A 16,629-nucleotide genomic window follows, 5' to 3' on the forward strand; every position below is an offset into this window, starting at 1 on the left:
CCCTATGACATTGAATCGCTTTTGTTTTGTTCTGCTGATCCTCGCTGCGATCGGCAGCTTTTTTTCCTCGTATCCTTTTGCCATGTGGTTTCTGCTGATTAATATGCTGACGATAGCGATTTATGGTGTCGACAAAACGGCGGCACGAAAAGCGATGCGCAGGATACCGGAAGTCACTTTACTGACGTTTGGTACTGTGGGAGGGTGGCCAGGCGCCATATTGGGCCAACAGCTCTTTCGCCATAAAACGCAGAAGCAGCCCTTCAAAACCTGGTTTTTGCTGAGCATCGTCGTGAATATTTCAGCCACGGCGGCGCTTTATCATTTCTGTCCCTTTATTCTTTTTTGAACATCATCAGGACCGCACAAATTCACCGTTGACCTCAAGTTAACTTGAGCTTTTAAGATGGCTACGACATGTTGATACAGGAGTAACATCTTAAAATGAAAGACATTGATGTAGGATTCACTCATGTTGCGTTTATGGTCAGGGATCTGGAGAAGAGCCTTGCTTTCTATCGCCGATATGCCGGGATGGACGTCATCCATTCGCGTGAGCCCGATCTTCCAACTGCCCGTAAAGTGGCGTGGCTAACTGACCATACGCGTCCTTTTGCGCTGGTTCTGGTGCAGGCGGACACCGTGACCGATACGCCGCTGGGGCATTTTGGCCATCTTGGGATTGCCTGCGCCACGCGCGAAGAAATTGACAGAAAAACCGCGATGGCTGCTAAAGAAGGGGTGTTGAGGAAAGCGCCGGAAGATCTGGGTGACCCCGTCGGCTATTATGTATTTTTTGCCGATCCTGACGGTAATACCCTAGAGCTCTCATACGGCCAGCGTGTCGGAATAACAGCGATCCAGGCGAAAGAGTAAAACGCCTGAAAACGGTCTGAAAATCCTGCTACGCTTGTTTGTTGTATCAGGAGCATGAGTATGAAGAACAAAGACGAACAAACAGGATTAGTGGGGCTGGCGATTGGGGCCGCCGTTATAGGGCTGGTTTCATCGCAAAAAACGATCGATCGTGACAGCATTGTCAACGAACTGGTCAGGCTGGGCAGGCAGAAAGGCGATGGTGTGGAAGATGAGGTTTTTCTCAAAGCTGCCGAACTGGTAAGAAAAGGGGTATAGCCAATGGCTGACATTCGTCATGCACAGTGCCACTGTGGTGCGGTGGCTTTTACCGTCGAACTGACTGACGGCTTGAATACCGCGCGGCGCTGCAGCTGCTCTTTTTGCCGTATGCGGGGCGCGGTTGTGGTCTCTGCACCGCTGTCGGGTATCACCGTGACCAGAGGTGAGGATAAGCTGACGGAGTACCGGTTCAACACGGGGACGGCGCGGCATTTCTTCTGCTCGGTCTGCGGGATTTACACGTTCCATCAGCGTCGCTCTAACCCAAATGAATACGGCGTCAATGTGGCCTGTTTTAAAAATGTGTCGCCGTTTGATTTCCCAGAAGTGACGGTGATGGATGGCGTAAACCATCCGAGCGACGGCGAAAGCGGCGTTTTTGGCTATCTCTCGTTTCGCAAAAAAGAGAGCAATCAAGATTAATTACCGCCTGGCCTTTTTTTTATCAGCCTGGCTATAGTGGGAAGTGGGTTTCTAAAACAGGAGAAATTATGCTCTGTGTAGAAAAAGACGATCCGCGTGAGGCCCCGGAATCAGGGGATAAAAAACCTCAACCCGTGAAAAAATAACGCTCGAAATGCGTATGACCGCCACCGGCACTGCTGGTGGCTTTTTGTTTCCAGGAAGTAAGAGTTAATGGCGATCCAGATGGTTTAACAGCGCGCCGAGATGCCCGACAATATCTCGAAAATCAAAGATTAACGCCATCCACAAGCATGCTAAAAGTGTCAGAATGGTAACGGATATACGACCAAACAACGCAGGTATCCTTAATGAAGAGGGGGATATCGGCGCAGTCTAACCCGCTTTCTTTCAACTTATCCTCAACAATATCGCGATAAAGCGCTGTTGTGAGACAAACATCAAAAAAAGGAGAGCCCGCATGACGCTGCGGGCTCTGACCATCAGAACTGGTAAACCAGGCCTAATGCAACGACATCGTCGGTGCTGATACCGTTGTTTTTGTAGAAGCTGTCATCTTCATCCAGCAGGTTGATTTTATAATCAACGTAGGTAGACATGTTCTTGTTGAAATAGTAGGTCGCGCCTACGTCCGCATATTTAACCAGGTCCTGATCGCCCTGACCGTTGCCCAGGTCTTTCCCTTTAGACTGCAGGTAAGAAATGGCCGGACGCAGACCGAAATCGAACTGGTACTGTGCGGTCACTTCGAAGTTCTGAGTTTTGTTGGCAATACCGCCGCCTGATTTGCTATCACCTGAACCGTACGGCGTCATATTACGGGTTTCAGAATACATCGCCGCCAGGTAGATATTATTTGCGTCATATTTGAGGCCTGCAGTCCAGGCATCCGCTTTATCACCACCCGCATATTGAGACGCAGCGCCAGTACCTGCGCTTACCTGGTCATTTGTACGGTCAGATGAGGCGTAGGCGGCACCGGCACTGAACCCCATGCCGAAATCATAGGTGGTTGAAATACCGAAGCCGTCGCCATTCTCATAACGCATGTCGCGGCCGTTGTTGGTGCCTTCCTGATTGTTGCTGGCATCTTCATTGTTGCCCTGATACTGCAGCGCGAAGTTCAGACCCTGCACCAGACCATAGAAGTCAGTGTTGCGGTAGGTTGCCACGCCGTTGGCGCGGCCGGTCATAAAGTTATCCGCATAGGTGTAAGAGTCGCCACCGAACTCAGGCAGCATATCGGTCCAGCCTTCCACGTCGTACAGCACGCCATAGTTACGACCATAATCGAAGGAACCGTAGTCACCCACTTTGACACCCGCGAAGGCCAGACGCGTCCAGGACTGATTATCAGACCCTTCGGTGTTATTCGCCTGAATGTTATATTCCCACTGCGCGTAGCCGGTCATCATGTCGTTAATCTGCGTTTCACCTTTGAAACCCAGACGCATGTAGGTTTGATCGCCGTCTTTTGAGGCATCATCGGAGAAATAGTGCAGACCATCTACTTTTCCGTACAGATCTAATTTGTTGCCGTCTTTATTATAAATTTCTGCCGCATGTGCGGCGCCAGCCATTAACAGAGCTGGAATCATCAGAGCCAGTACTTTTCTTTGCATCGCGATATTCCTTTGCAGTTGTTTTTATTTGATTACCTGTTGAACTTTCTGAAACCGAAAGTTGTCCCATGCTAAATCACTCCTGCGAAAGAGTAATAAAATATAATTGTTACTAATTGAGTAAAATCTCAAATGAATAAATCCGCGGAAATGATCATTGTTGTGGTGAATGATTGAAAATGATTCATATTAAATAAAAATTATTAATCAGCGGTTGAATCAGGTAATCTCTGCCCCGTTATATGCCTTTAAGATTATTTATCCATGATTATCGTGAATGTCATTTGGGAAACTAAAGAGAGATTCATTAATTATCTGGATTAGCCCGATGTGAAGACATCGGGCTTTTTTTATGGCAAAAAAATGCCCGGACAAGCCGGGCAGTGGAGTTAGTCGCTGGTTGATTTTTCGGCTTTACCCGCCATTTGTGCCAGGAAGTCATACCGTTTTTGCAGATCTTCGGCGGCGTCTTTCCAGAGCTGTTCTGCCACCTCAGGCTGTTGCGCATTCAGACGGCGGAAGCGCTGTTCCTGCATCAGCGTCTCTGCCAGGGCATCTGACGGCGGACGTGAATCCAGCGCCAGCGGTAATTTGCCCTCGTCCGCACGGCGCGGATCGAACCGGTAGAGCGGCCAGAAGCCGGTGGCCGTCAGCTGACGCATCTGATCGTGGCTGAGGGCCAGGTCGTAGCCATGCTCTTCGCACGGGCTGTAGGCAATTATCAGCGACGGCCCCGGATACGCTTCAGCCTCCTGAATGGCTTTCACCGTCTGGTTAAGCTGCGCCCCCAGCGAGATTTGCGCGACGTAAACGTGGCCGTACATCATCATGCTCACGCCAAGGTCCTTACGCGCCTTGCGTTTTCCGTGTTCACCGAATTTCGTGACGGCGCCCAGCGGCGTGGCTTTCGATGCCTGCCCACCGGTATTGGAATAACACTGCGTATCCAGAACCAGAATGTTGACGTTTTCGGTCAGGCTTAACACATGATCCAGCCCGCCAAAGCCGATGTCGTAAGCCCAGCCGTCACCGCCAATCAGCCAGATCGATTTTTCGACCAGGGCGTCAGCGTCGGTCAGAAGCTGTTCAGCGCCGTCAATTCCCTTGAGTGCGCTGCGAAGTGCAGCTACCTGCTCGCGACGAACCTCTGGCGTGGCTTCTGCGTGTAGCGCCGCGTTAAGTTCAGCCGGGATCTTATCGGCAAATTGTTCAAGCAGGCGCATTACGCGCGCGCGGTGCTGGTCAACGGTGAGTCGGAAGCCCAGGCCAAATTCGGCGTTATCCTCGAATAACGAGTTTGCCCATGCCGGACCGCGCCCATTCGCATCGGTGGTGTACGGCGTGGAGGGCAGGTTACCGCCATAGATAGACGAGCAGCCGGTGGCGTTGGCAATCAGCATCCTGTCACCGTACAGCTGGGTAAGCAGCTTAATGTACGGCGTTTCACCGCAGCCGGAGCAGGCGCCGGAGTACTCGAACAGCGGCGTGATCAGCTGCGAGGTACGAATATCAATGCGTTCCAGCTTGCTGCGATCGATTTCCGGCAGGTTCAGGAAGAAGTCATAATTCACTTTTTCTTCTTCAACGTGTTCAAGGCGCGACATCATATTGATGGCTTTGATGTCCGGGTTCTGCCTGTCCTTCGCCGGGCAAACCTCAACGCACAGGTTACACCCGGTGCAGTCTTCCGGTGCGACTTGCAGAACGTATTTCTGGCCGCGCATGTCGCGGGATTTTACATCCAGAGAGTGCAGGCTGGCCGGGGCATCTTCCATTGCTTCCGGTGACACCACTTTGGCGCGAATGGCCGAGTGCGGGCAGGCCGCGACGCAGTGGTTACACTGGGTACAGAGTTCTTCTTTCCAGATGGGGATCGCTTCGGCGATGTTGCGTTTTTCCCAGCGGGTGGTGCCCATCGGCCAGGTTCCGTCCGGCGGCAGCGCAGAGACGGGCAGGGCGTCACCCAGCCCGGCCAGCATGGCGGCCGTGACGGTCTTCACGAAATCAGGTGCGGAATCCGAGACCACCGGAGGGCGATTCGGGCTGGCGTCATTGACCGGCTGCAGCGGCACCTCGAACAGCGACTCGCGCGCCAGCGCCAGCGCCTGCCAGTTTCGCTCTACCAGCTCCTGCCCCTTGCTGCTGTAGCTTTTGGCGATGGCGCCCTGAAGTTCCACCAGCGCGCTGTCGCCCGGCAGGATATTGGTCAGATGGAAGAAGGCCATTTGCATGACGGTATTAATACGCGCGGCCAGGCCACATTCGCGGGCAATTTTCGCCGCGTTAACCACATAGAATCGGGCTTTTTTCTGATTCAGCACCGTCTGTACTTCCTGCGGCAGGCGCGCCCAGACCTCATCCGCATTGTATGGCGTATTGAGGAGGAAAATACCGCCGGGCTTCAGGCGCTCAGCCATCTGGTACTTGTCGATAAACTGCAGCTGATGGCAGCCAACAAAGTCGGCCTGAGAAATAAGGTAGGCCGAGCGGATGGGCTGCTCGCTGACGCGCAGGTGAGAAACGGTCAGACCGCCAGCTTTTTTGGAGTCGTAGACGAAGTAACCCTGCGCGTACCACGGGGTTGAATTGCCGATGATCTTGATGTTGTTTTTGGTGGCCGAGACGCTGCCGTCGCTGCCCAGGCCGTAGAACAGCGCTTCAAGTTTGGCCGTCGCAGGCAGGGTATTTTCCGGTAAAGGCAGGGAAAGATTCGTTACGTCATCATAAATGCCGACCGTGAAACGCGGCTTGGGTTTCGCTTCCCTTAGCTCGTTAAACACGGCCAGCACGCAGTCCGGCCCAAACTCTTTGGAAGACAGGCCATAGCGACCGCCAATAACGCGCGGTAACGTTTCACGTTCGCCGTTATTAAAGGCTTCAGCGAGGGCGGTCATCACGTCAAGATACAGCGGTTCCGCGTGTGCGCCCGGCTCTTTGGTTCGATCGAGCACCGCCACGGTACGCGCGCTTTCCGGCAGGGCAGAGAGCAGATGTTTAGCCGAGAACGGGCGGTAAAGACGCACTTTAAGCACGCCGACCTTTTCGCCGCGGGTCAGCAGCTCGTCAACGACTTCTTCACAGGTGCCGATAGCGGATCCCATCAGCATAATCACGCGCTCGGCCTGCGGATGGCCGTAGTATTCGAACGGCTTGTACACGCGTCCGGTTGCGGCGGCAAAGTCATTCATTGCCTGCTCGACGTGGTCATAAACCGCGTTGTACCACGGGTTTGTGGCCTCGCGTGACTGGAAATAAGTATCCGGGTTTGCCGATGTCCCGCGAATTACCGGATGTTCCGGGTTAAGGGCGCGGGCGCGATGCGCGTCGATTTCCGCCTGCGGCAGAAGCTCAAGGATAGTCTCGTCCGCCAGCGGGACGATTTTGTTGATTTCGTGAGAGGTACGGAAACCATCAAAGAAGTGAATAAACGGCACGCGACTTTTGAGCGTGGCGATATGCGAAATTAAGGCAAAGTCCTGCGCTTCCTGAACGCTGCTGGCACACAGCATCGCGCATCCGGTCTGGCGCACGGCCATCACGTCCGAGTGATCGCCAAAAATTGAGAGTGCGTGGGTGGCCACCGTACGCGCCGCGACGTGCAGGACGAAGGGGGTCAGTTGTCCCGCGAGTTTGTACAGCGTTGGGATCATCAACAGCAATCCCTGAGAGGAGGTGAACGACGTGGAAAGCGCGCCAGTCTGCAGCGCACCGTGGACCGTAGCAATCGCACCCGCTTCAGACTGCATTTCAACCACTCTCGGGACATCGCCCCAGACGTTTTTTAACCCGTTTCCCGCCCAGGCATCCGCCTGCTCGGCCATAGTTGAACTTGGCGTGATCGGATAGATGGCGATAACTTCACTGGTGCGAAACGCGACTGAGGCAACTGCACCATTACCGTCAATAGTTTGCATAGGACGACACCCTTACATTGCGCAAAAAATAGGGGGCTGTCATAAGGCGACAAACCCTGAATATTATCTGTGTAGTCTAGCAAACAGGGGGTTTTACGATTTTCGCTTTTGTGTCCTCGGTATTCCCACCATCAATGGTTAGATCAAACTTAGGGCGAAAAAATTGCGAGAAATTGTTTCAGCGGCGCATAAATACGCACTTCCGCTCTCGACGACACGGGATGTGATGCCTATTATGCTTAGGTTTCGCACTAATTACGGGGAAGAGAGCATGCGTTCAGCATTTTGGGTAGGATGTGCCGCGTTGTTGTTGTCGGCATGTAGCAGTGAACCTGTGCAGCAGGCCACGGCGGCCCACGTGGCGCCGGGAATGAAAGCGGCAATGTCCAGTTCAGGCCAGGCCAACTGCGCCATGATTGGCGGCTCGCTGTCTGTTGCCCGCCAGCTTGACGGTTCGGCTATTGGGATGTGCGCCTTGCCAAACGGCAAACGCTGCAGTGAACAGTCGCTTGCCGTTGGAAGCTGCGGTAGCTACTGATTATTCTGCTCGCTTAAACATCAGCGTCTTATCGGCCGTCGCCAGCGTCAGCTGGTCTTCAGTCAGGTCGACCTGCGCCCCTTTGCGCAGCATGTCGCCGATGGCCTGATCCAGCTCGTTAAGCTGTGGTTCGGTACAAAATTTGCGGGTCATCGCCAGCGTTTTCACTTTCAGTTCACCTTCGGACAGCTTTCCCTGCCCGTTGAAGCGGTTACACATCTGGCCCGAAACGCTAATGTTATCAATGAGGCTAATGTCGGGAAGCGCGTTAAAAGCGATCTCAGGCTGCGTTGTCATGCCCTTCACGGATTTGCCGTCCACGTTTTCCAGAACAAAACGGTGGCTCTTCAGCTGATCCGGCTGAACGGATGCTTTGCCTGGATTAACGCAGCCGCTGAGGACAAGGCTGATAACACTTAACGCGATGAGCTTTTTCATTTTTCTTCTCAAATAATAAATTCTGTGAATCTTTTACCAGTGTAACGATACTCTGCGGTGCGTTAATGGGGTTTATCTGAAAGTGCGGGGTGGTGCCGGGCAGCGCAGGGCTGCCCGGAATGAAGTTTAATGCGATTTAAACCCGGCAGCCGTCATCAGCATGCGAAAGAGCATGCTGACTGCTGCCAGCGCAAGAACGCTGCCGCCCCAGATAATGGCCAGCCACAGCAATCTTTTCCAGACAGGTTGTTGCATCAGTGATAACCCTCCCCAGGCTGAACTTTGCCGCGAAATACGTAGTAGCTCCAGAAGGTGTAGACCAGAATAACGGGAATGATCAACAGCGCGCCCACCAGCATAAAGCCCTGGCTTTGCGTCGGCGCGGCGGCCTGCCACAGGGTGATCGACGGCGGTATGATATGCGGCCAGATGCTGATCCCAAGCCCGCTAAAGCCGAGAAATATTAGCCCAAGCGTCAGAATAAACGGCCGAGCATGGCTGTCAGGATTACTCAGGCAGCGCCACTGGTAGAAGCTAAACATGATGACCAGGGCAGGGACTGGCAGCAGATAAAACAGATTCGGCAGCGTAAACCAGCGCGCCGCGATGGCCGGGTGCGCCAGCGGCGTCCAGAGGCTGATCGCTGCGATAAACGCCAGAAGCACGATTAACAGCGTTTTCGATACCTCACGCATCCGCTGCTGCAGCGCATTTTCGCTTTTCATCACCAGCCAGGTTGAGCCTAACAGCGCGTAGGCCACCACCAGACCCGCGCCGCAGAACAGGTTAAACGCGGTAAACCAGTCAAACGGTCCACCGGTATACGTTCTGCCAGTGACGCTAAAGCCGTTAATGACGGCACCTACCGTCACGCCCTGGGTAAAGGTCGCCAGAACGGAACCGCCAATAAACGCCTTATCCCAGAAAGGACGGTGGGCCGGGGTGGCTTTAAAGCGAAATTCAAACGCCACGCCGCGGAATATAAGTCCGATCAGCATTAACGTCAGCGGAATGGTCAGAGCATCAATAATCACCGCATAGGCCAGTGGGAATGCACCGAACAGGGCGGCACCACCCAGCACCAACCAGGTCTCATTGCCGTCCCAGACCGGTGCGACGCTGTTGACCATCACGTCGCGATCGTCGGCGTTTTGTGTTGCCGGGAACAGAATACCGATTCCCAGATCAAACCCGTCCATGACGATATACATCAGCGTGGCAAAGACGATGATGACAAACCAGATAATGGAAAGATCGATACCCATTATGGCTGCTCCTTATGTTCAGCTGTGACGGCAGAAAGCGGGCGCGCCGGGCGTCCATCGGACTCGGTGGCGAACGATTCATGCGGCTGCGGGCCTTTTCGGATGAGGCGCACCATATAGCTGTAGCCCACGCCGAATACCGAGGTATAGACGACGAAGAAGGCCAGCAGGCTCACGCTCATATGCAGGTCACCATGGGCTGAAACCGCATCCTTCGTTCGCTGGAGTCCGTAGACCACCCACGGCTGGCGGCCGACTTCGGTGGTGACCCATCCGGCCAGAATGGCAATCAGCCCGGATGGCCCCATCAGCAGGGCAAACCACAGGAACGGACGCGAAGAATAAACCCGCTTTTTATAACGCAGCCAAAGCGCCACTACCCCAAGCAGCAGCATCAGCATCCCTAAACCCACCATAATGCGGAACGACCAGAAGACGATGGTGGAATTAGGACGGTCTTCTTTTGGAAACTCTTTTAGCGCAGGGACCTGTTTATCCAGGCTGTGCGTCAGGATGAGGCTACCAAGCGCCGGGATCGCCAGTCCAAAGCGGGTGCGCTCCTGCTCCATGTCAGGCCAGCCAAACAGCAGCAGCGGGGTAGGCTCGCCCGGCGGGTTTTCCCAATGGCCTTCAATAGCGGCAATCTTGGCGGGCTGATGCTTTAAGGTGTTCAACCCGTGCATATCGCCAACCAGGGCCTGGATGGGTGCAACAATCAGCGTCATCCACAGCGCCATCGAAAACATCGCCCGAATGGCAGGGGTATTATTCCCGCGCAGCAGATGCCATGCCGCGGATGCACCGACAAACAGGGCGCTACTCAGGAATGCCGCAATCGACATGTGCAGCAGGCGGTAGGGGAAAGAGGGGTTAAATACCACGGCGAACCAGTCCACCGGTACCACCTGACCGTTGACGATCTCGTAGCCTTGCGGGGTCTGCATCCAGCTGTTCGAGGAGAGGATCCAGAAGGTTGAGATAATGGTGCCCAGCGCCACCATGCAGGTGGAGAAGAAGTGCAGCCCTGGCCCCACTTTATTCCAGCCGAACAGCATCACGCCGAGGAACCCGGCTTCGAGGAAGAAGGCGGTAAGCACTTCATAGGTCAGTAGCGGGCCGGTAATGCTGCCTGCAAACTGCGAAAAGCCGCTCCAGTTGGTGCCAAACTGGTAGGCCATCACCAGCCCGGAGACCACGCCCATGCCAAAGTTGACGGCAAAAATCTTCGACCAGAAATGGTACAGCGAGCGCCAGACCGGATTTTTTGTTTTCAGCCACAGCCCTTCGAGCACGGCAAGATAGCTGGCCAGGCCGATGGTGATGGCCGGGAAAATAATGTGAAAGGATACGGTAAAGGCAAACTGTATCCGCGCAAGGTGAAAAGCATCTAAACCAAACATGCAATACTCCGCGATGTAATTATGTCGATGCCATTCTAAGCCGCGCCAGCGCTGGGTTGCAGAGACAGACCTGGGTTATTTATCTATAACAGTTTTCTTGCCTGCCTTTGCTTTATATTGCTGGGCGGCAATATTTCTGCCCAAGGGAGGTTCATTTTCGTAATGCCCAGAGGTAAATCAACATGGCATTGAGCAAAAATGAGAAGATGAAAAGCAACAGTGTATAGCTTTCACTCCATTCAAGTTCAGTCATAAAGCCAAAATGTCTGGTGAAGAGATGATAAAGTAATACATCAGGCATGAAGTAACATACAAGTGAGTAAATAACAAACAGCATCAATGTTTCAACAACCCAGGTCAGGGTATGCTTTTTTGCATTCATCAATATACCTGTATTGTTCCAAGTGCATCTAACCCAGCAGTAACTTTAAACGTGCCGGATGCCAGTAGACCATGCATCAGAATTCTGTAATGGGAGTGATTTGGCAACGTAATACATCCATTGCTAATCCCAGATTGTCCCGCCGGGTGTAACCGGAAAGAACCACGCTCAACATTATTGATAAAAGTTCTGTCGTCAATGTGAGTATCGTGGCGGTAAAGAGCAAACCAAAAGTCACGGTTTGATCCGCTTTCTAACCCTTTAATTGCGTCATGCCAGTGAGTACCAAAACCGCCTCGTGGACGTGTCACGATATAATAGAGTCCTGGGGGTAAGGGGCCCACCTCAGGAGTCGCAACGGCATTAGGATTATTTCTGTTATGCCCGGAATTTCCAGAATACGCGGGGAAAAAGCCTAAGCCGGGGCAACTCAAAGTGGAAAGCTGATAGCCGTTCAAATGAAAAGTGCACCGAATCATCTGTCTTTCCACTCGTCAGAAAAAATAATATTACCGTCACAGTGTTTCCAGGTTATTTTTTCGTAACGCAGGGAGATACTTTCCAGATGGTTATGCTTCTCCGTTGCCGGGTTTTTAATGTCATGCATGAGTGGACATATAGAGACGACTTTGACATTTTCTAGCTGCATATTGAAGTATTCAACTTCCTGCCCGGAATCGTTGATCTTATACCATTTAAATTCAGCCCCTTTCAGCGTCTGACCTTTTGCTACGGCTTTGTAGAGATAGGGACTTGATCTGTCGAATTCCTTCTCAAAAACGAGAGCTGAATGAATACGAGTACCAGTAATTTTCCCCGTCATGTTATCTGTTGGTAGATGCAGGCCATGACTAAATCCCAACACCTCGATACTGCCCTCACGATCTTGTACATCGACAGCGCCTTTGATATCTGCTCCACCGTCGTCTTTTAGGCACAGGTATGCTGGAATGGCCATCTTAAACTCCTTTTTCTTTCACAGTTCGTATACCGAATGGATGTTAATACTCCCAATGTGTTATGGTGATTAGACAAAAAATGCCATGCAAAATATTTATATTTCATTGATTTATAAATGTTTTTCTTGAGATTGGTCCCGCTAATATTTTGTGCCGCATTAAGCGTTTCTGAATAAAAACACTATTTTTATGAATTTTAGGCATTAAACCGCTTGCTTTGTCGTCATCGCCGTGCGTTAATGGTCTTCTGGTTTTGAGTCCAAAAAAATATCTGACGTAGTTTCATAAAGCAGTTCTCATCACGTTGTGCCTCTCCGCAGCCTCTCTTGGGTCTTTATCTACATTCCGATTAGTTTTGTTTAAAACCATTATTGCCTGATCGGCTCATGAGTAATTTACGTTTTTACGTTCACAGGAGAATCCTATGACTTCTTATATCCATTTCCGCTGCCCATGCTGTCATGGCTCGCAGTACCGTACCTCAGTCTTTGATGTATCTGAGAAAAACCCGCTCGGTGCGAAATGCATCTTTTGCAAATCGTCAATGATCACGCTCGATCACCTGGCCGCTGCGCGTCAGGCGCAAAGCCACGTTACCGAGTACCGTAAGTAATTTTTACTTAAACTATAACAGTTAGCAAAATCTTCTCTTTTTCTCCTGCTGATATACACTGTCGGCAATAAGGAGAATCTGATGAAAAAATACCAGCGTCTGGCGCAACAAATTATCTCGCAGATTGAGCTTGGCGTTTGGCTGCCAGGCGATAAGCTGCCTTCCCTGCGAGAGCAGGTGGCAAGCAGCGGCATGAGCTTTATGACCGTTGGCCACGCGTATCAGATGCTGGAAAGTCAGGGGCGCATTGTCGCCAGGCCGCAGTCGGGCTATTACGTTGCCTCGCGCCCGACCGCACAACAGCCTGCGCCGCCTGCCCAGGTAATGCGTGATGAAGCGGTAGATATCAACACCTATATCTTCGAGGTCTTACAGGCCAGCCGAGATCCGTCCGTTGTTCCTTTCGCCTCCGCGTTTCCCGACCCCCGGCTTTTCCCGCTTCAGCAGCTCAACCGCTCGCTGGCAAACGTCAGTAAAACCGCTACCGCAATGAGTGTGATTGAGAACCTGCCGCCCGGTAACGCTGAACTCCGTCACGCCATTGCGCGCCGTTATGCGCAGCAGGGGATGAACATCTCGCCGGACGAGATCGTCATTACCGCAGGCGCCCTTGAGGCCCTCAACCTGAGTTTGCAGGCGGTGACGGAGCCAGGAGACTGGGTGATTGTTGAAAACCCGTGTTTTTACGGCGCACTGCAGGCGCTGGAGCGTCTGAAGCTAAAAGCGCTGTCGGTCGCCACAGACGTCCGGGAGGGTATCGATCTGAATGCGCTGGAGCAGGCGCTGAACGACTACCCCGTAAAAGCCTGCTGGCTCATGACCAACGGCCAAAACCCGCTTGGCTTTACGCTGAGTGCGGAAAAAAAAGCGCGTCTGGTCGCGCTCCTGACGGAACACAACGTCACTTTGATCGAGGACGATGTCTACAGCGAGCTCTATTTTGGTCGCGAAAAACCGCTTCCGGCCAAAGCCTGGGACCGGGTAGATATGACGCTTCACTGCTCTTCCTTTTCAAAATGCCTGGTGGCGGGGTTTCGCATCGGCTGGGTGGCGGCAGGAAAACACGCGCGCCGCATTCAGCAGCTGCAGCTGATGAGCACGCTTTCAACCAGTTCCCCCATGCAGCTGGCGCTGGTGGACTATCTGGCGACAAAACGCTACGACGCCCATCTGCGCCGCCTGCGACGAACCCTCGCAGAGCGAAAACAGCAGGCGTGGCAGTCGCTTCTGCGCCATATGCCCGCCGGTGTCAAAATCCACCACAACGACAGCGGCTATTTTTTATGGCTGGAGCTACCTGCGCAGCTGGACGCGGGGCTGCTGAGCGAAAAGGCCTTAACGCACCATATCAGCATTGCGCCCGGAAAGATGTTTTCCACCTCTGACGCGTGGACGCCGTTCTTCCGGTTTAATACGTCCTGGGCGTGGGGCGAGCGGGAAGAGCAGGCGGTCATTCAGTTAGGTAAATTAATTAGCACAATGATGGAATAACTTTTCCCCTTTATTTAAATAATCATTTCTTATCCTGACGACGGCACGGCAAATATTTTGCGGTGCCATATCATATGAAATCTGCATACCGGCTTTCGCGGCTAACTCCTTGTCTATAATCCAGTTAACGGGGAATGCGTCCTCGGTCACACCTTGATGAAATTTCCTTAAGCCGAACGGTGCGGCGCATTTGCGCGGTCTACGTTTAATAAGGGAGATATTTTTACGGCACGGCTGCCGCTAAATTTCATTGCGACAGGAGTAACTCTTATGAGCAAAAAATTTGCCCGCAGCAGCCTGTGCGCGCTCGGCATGACTATCATGACCGCGCAAGCCGCAGAACCACCAAAGGCCATTGGCGACGGGGAAGGCCGACTGGATATTATCGCCTGGCCGGGGTACATCGAACGCGGACAGACGGATAAAAATTATGACTGGGTTACCCAGTTTGAAAAAGAGACCGGCTGCGCGGTCAACGTTAAAACGGCGGCCACGTCCGATGAAATGGTCAGCCTGATGGCGAAGGGAGGTTACGACCTTGTCACCGCGTCAGGTGATGCCTCGCTCCGCCTGATTATGGGAAAACGCGTTCAGCCGATTAACCCGGAACTGATCCCCAACTGGAAAACCCTTGACCCGCGCATCGTGAAGGGCGAGTGGTTTAACGTGGGCGGCAAGGTCTACGGCACGCCGTATCAGTGGGGGCCCAATCTGTTGATGTACAACACCAAAACCTTCCCGACGCCGCCAGACAGCTGGAGCGTGGTCTTTACGAAGCAGGATCTGCCGGACGGCAAAACCAATCAGGGACGCGTGCAGGCATACGACGGCCCGATTTATATCGCCGATGCGGCGTTGTTCGTCAAAGCCACTCAGCCGCAGCTGGGTATTAGCGACCCGTATCAGCTCACTGAAGAACAGTATGCCGCCGTGCTCAAAGTACTTCGCGACCAGCATGCCCTGATCCACCGCTACTGGCATGACACCACCGTCCAGATGAGCGACTTCAAAAATGAAGGCGTCGTGGCCTCCAGCGCCTGGCCGTATCAGGCGAATGCTCTGAAGGGCGAGAACCAGCCCGTTGCCACCGTCTTCCCGAAAGAGGGGGTGACCGGCTGGGCGGATACCACCATGCTGCATGCGCAGGCAAAACACCCGATGTGCGCCTACAAGTGGATGAACTGGTCGCTCACGCCGAAAGTGCAGGGCGATCTGGCGGCATGGTTTGGCTCGCTGCCCGTCGTGCCTGAAGGGTGTAAGGCCAGCACGCTGCTGGGTGACAAGGGCTGTGAAACCAACGGCTATAACTATTTTGACAAAATCATGTTCTGGAAAACCCCCATCGCAGAAGGCGGAAAATATGTGCCTTACAGCCGCTGGACGCAGGATTACATCGCCATCATGGGTGGCCGTTAATCATCCGGGAGCAGAACATGACGTACGCGGTAGAGTTTAATGACGTTTCCCGTCTGTACGGCGACGTGCGGGCGGTGGATGGGGTCACCATTGCCGTTCGTGACGGAGAATTCTTCTCCATGCTGGGGCCTTCGGGCTCCGGCAAAACCACCTGCCTGCGTCTGATTGCCGGCTTTGAGCAGCTGTCTGGCGGCACGATATCTATCTTTGGCAAAGAGGCGAGCGCGCTGCCGCCGTGGGAGCGGGACGTGAACACCGTATTCCAGGATTACGCGCTGTTCCCGCATATGTCGATCCTCGATAACGTCGCCTACGGGCTGATGGTGAAAGGCGTCGACAAGAAAAAACGCCACGCGCAGGCTCGCGACGCGCTGGAAAAAGTGGGCTTAAGCTTTGCCGTCGCCCGCAAGCCTTCGGAGCTTTCCGGAGGCCAGCGCCAGCGTGTGGCCATCGCGCGGGCGCTGGTGAATGAACCGCGCGTCCTGCTGCTCGACGAGCCGTTAGGCGCGCTCGATCTCAAGCTGCGGGAGCAGATGCAGTTCGAGCTGAAGAAACTTCAGCAGGAACTCGGCATCACCTTTATTTTCGTCACCCACGATCAGGGTGAAGCCCTCTCCATGTCGGACCGGGTGGCGGTGTTCAATAATGGGCGCATCGAGCAGGTCGATACCCCGCGCGATCTCTACATGCGCCCGCGCACGCCGTTTGTCGCCGGTTTTGTCGGCACCTCGAACGTCTTCGATGCAGGCCTTGCGCATAAAGTCTGCGGCATGGAGGGCAGCTATTCCCTGCGTCCGGAACATATCCGCCTGAATGAGGGGGGTGAGGTTCAGGTGCAGGGCGTCGTCCAGGCCGTTCAGTATCAGGGGGCTGCCACGCGTCTTGAGCTCAGGCTCGCCGACGGTGCCAAACTGCTGGTGAGCCAGGCCAATCTCAGCGATTTCTCGCCGCTAAGCGGCATTGCGCCGGGGCAGGCCGTCACGGCGTCGTGGTCGCGCGAGGCGATGATTCGCCTGCAGGAGGAGAGGTGA

General features: G+C 53.6%; 18 protein-coding genes. 10 read left to right on the forward strand and 8 right to left on the reverse strand.

The features are described 5' to 3' along the window. Positions 1 to 4: 4 nt before the first annotated feature. The 5 genes from IM303_RS08470 to IM303_RS22235 all read left to right on the forward strand — a co-directional run bounded on the left by IM303_RS08470 (position 5) and on the right by IM303_RS22235 (position 1,706). Complete coding sequence (locus tag IM303_RS08470) at positions 5 to 349, forward strand: DUF1294 domain-containing protein (protein ID WP_028013319.1); 345 nt, start codon at positions 5 to 7, stop codon at positions 347 to 349. A 95-nt stretch (positions 350 to 444) separates the two neighbouring features. Beyond that, positions 445 to 876: a VOC family protein gene (locus IM303_RS08475; protein ID WP_192979456.1), complete on the forward strand. Its 432-nt coding sequence runs from the start codon at positions 445 to 447 to the stop codon at positions 874 to 876. A gap of 60 nt (positions 877 to 936) precedes the next feature. Further along, positions 937 to 1,134 (forward strand): hypothetical protein, encoded by a 198-nt coding sequence (locus IM303_RS08480; RefSeq protein ID WP_028013317.1) that lies wholly within the window; start codon positions 937 to 939, stop codon positions 1,132 to 1,134. 3 nt (positions 1,135 to 1,137) lie between these two features. Continuing rightward, positions 1,138 to 1,560: a GFA family protein gene (locus tag IM303_RS08485; RefSeq protein WP_193359825.1), complete on the forward strand. Its 423-nt coding sequence runs from the start codon at positions 1,138 to 1,140 to the stop codon at positions 1,558 to 1,560. A 68-nt stretch (positions 1,561 to 1,628) separates the two neighbouring features. Continuing rightward, complete coding sequence (locus tag IM303_RS22235; RefSeq protein WP_223239581.1) at positions 1,629 to 1,706, forward strand: hypothetical protein; 78 nt, start codon at positions 1,629 to 1,631, stop codon at positions 1,704 to 1,706. Between the two features lie 336 nt (positions 1,707 to 2,042). Here the strand turns inward: IM303_RS22235 and ompC are convergent, their stop codons facing one another. Together ompC and nifJ are read right to left on the reverse strand one after the other, a co-directional pair. After that, complete coding sequence (gene ompC / locus IM303_RS08490) at positions 2,043 to 3,182, reverse strand: porin OmpC (protein ID WP_028013315.1); 1,140 nt, start codon at positions 3,180 to 3,182, stop codon at positions 2,043 to 2,045. Positions 3,183 to 3,571: 389 nt separating this feature from the next. Then, a complete protein-coding gene (gene nifJ, locus IM303_RS08495) occupies positions 3,572 to 7,096 on the reverse strand; it encodes a pyruvate:ferredoxin (flavodoxin) oxidoreductase (protein WP_193359826.1) in 3,525 nt (1,174 codons plus the stop codon). A 271-nt stretch (positions 7,097 to 7,367) separates the two neighbouring features. Here nifJ and IM303_RS08500 point away from each other — a divergent pair, with 271 nt between their 5' ends. After that, complete coding sequence (locus IM303_RS08500; protein WP_028013313.1) at positions 7,368 to 7,634, forward strand: DUF333 domain-containing protein; 267 nt, start codon at positions 7,368 to 7,370, stop codon at positions 7,632 to 7,634. Here the strand turns inward: IM303_RS08500 and hslJ are convergent, their stop codons facing one another. From hslJ to IM303_RS08530, 6 genes are all read right to left on the reverse strand, one after another. Next, on the reverse strand, positions 7,635 to 8,072 hold the full coding sequence (hslJ, locus tag IM303_RS08505; protein ID WP_048999940.1) for a heat shock protein HslJ: 438 nt from the start codon (positions 8,070 to 8,072) through the stop codon (positions 7,635 to 7,637). Between the two features lie 126 nt (positions 8,073 to 8,198). Beyond that, positions 8,199 to 8,327, reverse strand: a complete 129-nt coding sequence (locus tag IM303_RS08510; protein ID WP_008501283.1) for a DUF2474 domain-containing protein — start codon at positions 8,325 to 8,327, stop codon at positions 8,199 to 8,201. Beyond that, positions 8,327 to 9,337, reverse strand: a complete 1,011-nt coding sequence (cydB, locus tag IM303_RS08515; protein ID WP_048999938.1) for a cytochrome d ubiquinol oxidase subunit II — start codon at positions 9,335 to 9,337, stop codon at positions 8,327 to 8,329. The genes IM303_RS08510 and cydB overlap by 1 nt, the downstream gene beginning before the upstream one ends. Further along, positions 9,337 to 10,737: a cytochrome ubiquinol oxidase subunit I gene (locus tag IM303_RS08520; protein ID WP_048999936.1), complete on the reverse strand. Its 1,401-nt coding sequence runs from the start codon at positions 10,735 to 10,737 to the stop codon at positions 9,337 to 9,339. Before IM303_RS08520 ends, cydB begins: the two co-directional genes overlap by 1 nt. Before the next feature lie 381 nt (positions 10,738 to 11,118). Then, positions 11,119 to 11,598 (reverse strand): DUF2778 domain-containing protein, encoded by a 480-nt coding sequence (locus tag IM303_RS08525; protein WP_072058755.1) that lies wholly within the window; start codon positions 11,596 to 11,598, stop codon positions 11,119 to 11,121. After that, on the reverse strand, positions 11,595 to 12,077 hold the full coding sequence (locus IM303_RS08530; protein WP_193359827.1) for an Hcp family type VI secretion system effector: 483 nt from the start codon (positions 12,075 to 12,077) through the stop codon (positions 11,595 to 11,597). Before IM303_RS08530 ends, IM303_RS08525 begins: the two co-directional genes overlap by 4 nt. Before the next feature lie 425 nt (positions 12,078 to 12,502). On the opposite strand from IM303_RS08530, the gene IM303_RS08535 reads away from it, so the two are divergent. The 4 genes from IM303_RS08535 to IM303_RS08550 all read left to right on the forward strand — a co-directional run bounded on the left by IM303_RS08535 (position 12,503) and on the right by IM303_RS08550 (position 16,629). Beyond that, entirely contained in the window at positions 12,503 to 12,691 is a 189-nt protein-coding gene (locus IM303_RS08535) for a hypothetical protein (RefSeq protein ID WP_028013309.1), read from the forward strand. A gap of 81 nt (positions 12,692 to 12,772) precedes the next feature. Then, a complete protein-coding gene (locus IM303_RS08540; protein WP_048959047.1) occupies positions 12,773 to 14,182 on the forward strand; it encodes a PLP-dependent aminotransferase family protein in 1,410 nt (469 codons plus the stop codon). Positions 14,183 to 14,452: 270 nt separating this feature from the next. Continuing rightward, positions 14,453 to 15,598 carry a putative ABC transporter substrate-binding protein YdcS gene (ydcS, locus tag IM303_RS08545; RefSeq protein ID WP_028013307.1) on the forward strand — a complete coding sequence of 382 codons (1,146 nt, stop codon included), beginning with the start codon at positions 14,453 to 14,455 and terminating at the stop codon, positions 15,596 to 15,598. 17 nt (positions 15,599 to 15,615) lie between these two features. Then, positions 15,616 to 16,629 (forward strand): ABC transporter ATP-binding protein, encoded by a 1,014-nt coding sequence (locus IM303_RS08550; protein WP_048956123.1) that lies wholly within the window; start codon positions 15,616 to 15,618, stop codon positions 16,627 to 16,629.

It is taken from the genome of Enterobacter cloacae complex sp. P38RS (assembly GCF_014930775.1).
Classification (GTDB): domain Bacteria; phylum Pseudomonadota; class Gammaproteobacteria; order Enterobacterales; family Enterobacteriaceae; genus Enterobacter; species Enterobacter bugandensis.

Coding starts and splice junctions, on each gene's coding strand:
- IM303_RS08470 (WP_028013319.1), top strand. CDS start 5: ATGACATTGAATCGCTTTTGTTTTGTTCTGCTGATCCTCGCTGCGATC.
- IM303_RS08475 (WP_192979456.1), top strand. CDS start 445: ATGAAAGACATTGATGTAGGATTCACTCATGTTGCGTTTATGGTCAGG.
- IM303_RS08480 (WP_028013317.1), top strand. CDS start 937: ATGAAGAACAAAGACGAACAAACAGGATTAGTGGGGCTGGCGATTGGG.
- IM303_RS08485 (WP_193359825.1), top strand. CDS start 1,138: ATGGCTGACATTCGTCATGCACAGTGCCACTGTGGTGCGGTGGCTTTT.
- IM303_RS22235 (WP_223239581.1), top strand. CDS start 1,629: ATGCTCTGTGTAGAAAAAGACGATCCGCGTGAGGCCCCGGAATCAGGG.
- ompC (WP_028013315.1), bottom strand. CDS start 3,182: ATGCAAAGAAAAGTACTGGCTCTGATGATTCCAGCTCTGTTAATGGCT.
- nifJ (WP_193359826.1), bottom strand. CDS start 7,096: ATGCAAACTATTGACGGTAATGGTGCAGTTGCCTCAGTCGCGTTTCGC.
- IM303_RS08500 (WP_028013313.1), top strand. CDS start 7,368: ATGCGTTCAGCATTTTGGGTAGGATGTGCCGCGTTGTTGTTGTCGGCA.
- hslJ (WP_048999940.1), bottom strand. CDS start 8,072: ATGAAAAAGCTCATCGCGTTAAGTGTTATCAGCCTTGTCCTCAGCGGC.
- IM303_RS08510 (WP_008501283.1), bottom strand. CDS start 8,327: ATGCAACAACCTGTCTGGAAAAGATTGCTGTGGCTGGCCATTATCTGG.
- cydB (WP_048999938.1), bottom strand. CDS start 9,337: ATGGGTATCGATCTTTCCATTATCTGGTTTGTCATCATCGTCTTTGCC.
- IM303_RS08520 (WP_048999936.1), bottom strand. CDS start 10,737: ATGTTTGGTTTAGATGCTTTTCACCTTGCGCGGATACAGTTTGCCTTT.
- IM303_RS08525 (WP_072058755.1), bottom strand. CDS start 11,598: ATGATTCGGTGCACTTTTCATTTGAACGGCTATCAGCTTTCCACTTTG.
- IM303_RS08530 (WP_193359827.1), bottom strand. CDS start 12,077: ATGGCCATTCCAGCATACCTGTGCCTAAAAGACGACGGTGGAGCAGAT.
- IM303_RS08535 (WP_028013309.1), top strand. CDS start 12,503: ATGACTTCTTATATCCATTTCCGCTGCCCATGCTGTCATGGCTCGCAG.
- IM303_RS08540 (WP_048959047.1), top strand. CDS start 12,773: ATGAAAAAATACCAGCGTCTGGCGCAACAAATTATCTCGCAGATTGAG.
- ydcS (WP_028013307.1), top strand. CDS start 14,453: ATGAGCAAAAAATTTGCCCGCAGCAGCCTGTGCGCGCTCGGCATGACT.
- IM303_RS08550 (WP_048956123.1), top strand. CDS start 15,616: ATGACGTACGCGGTAGAGTTTAATGACGTTTCCCGTCTGTACGGCGAC.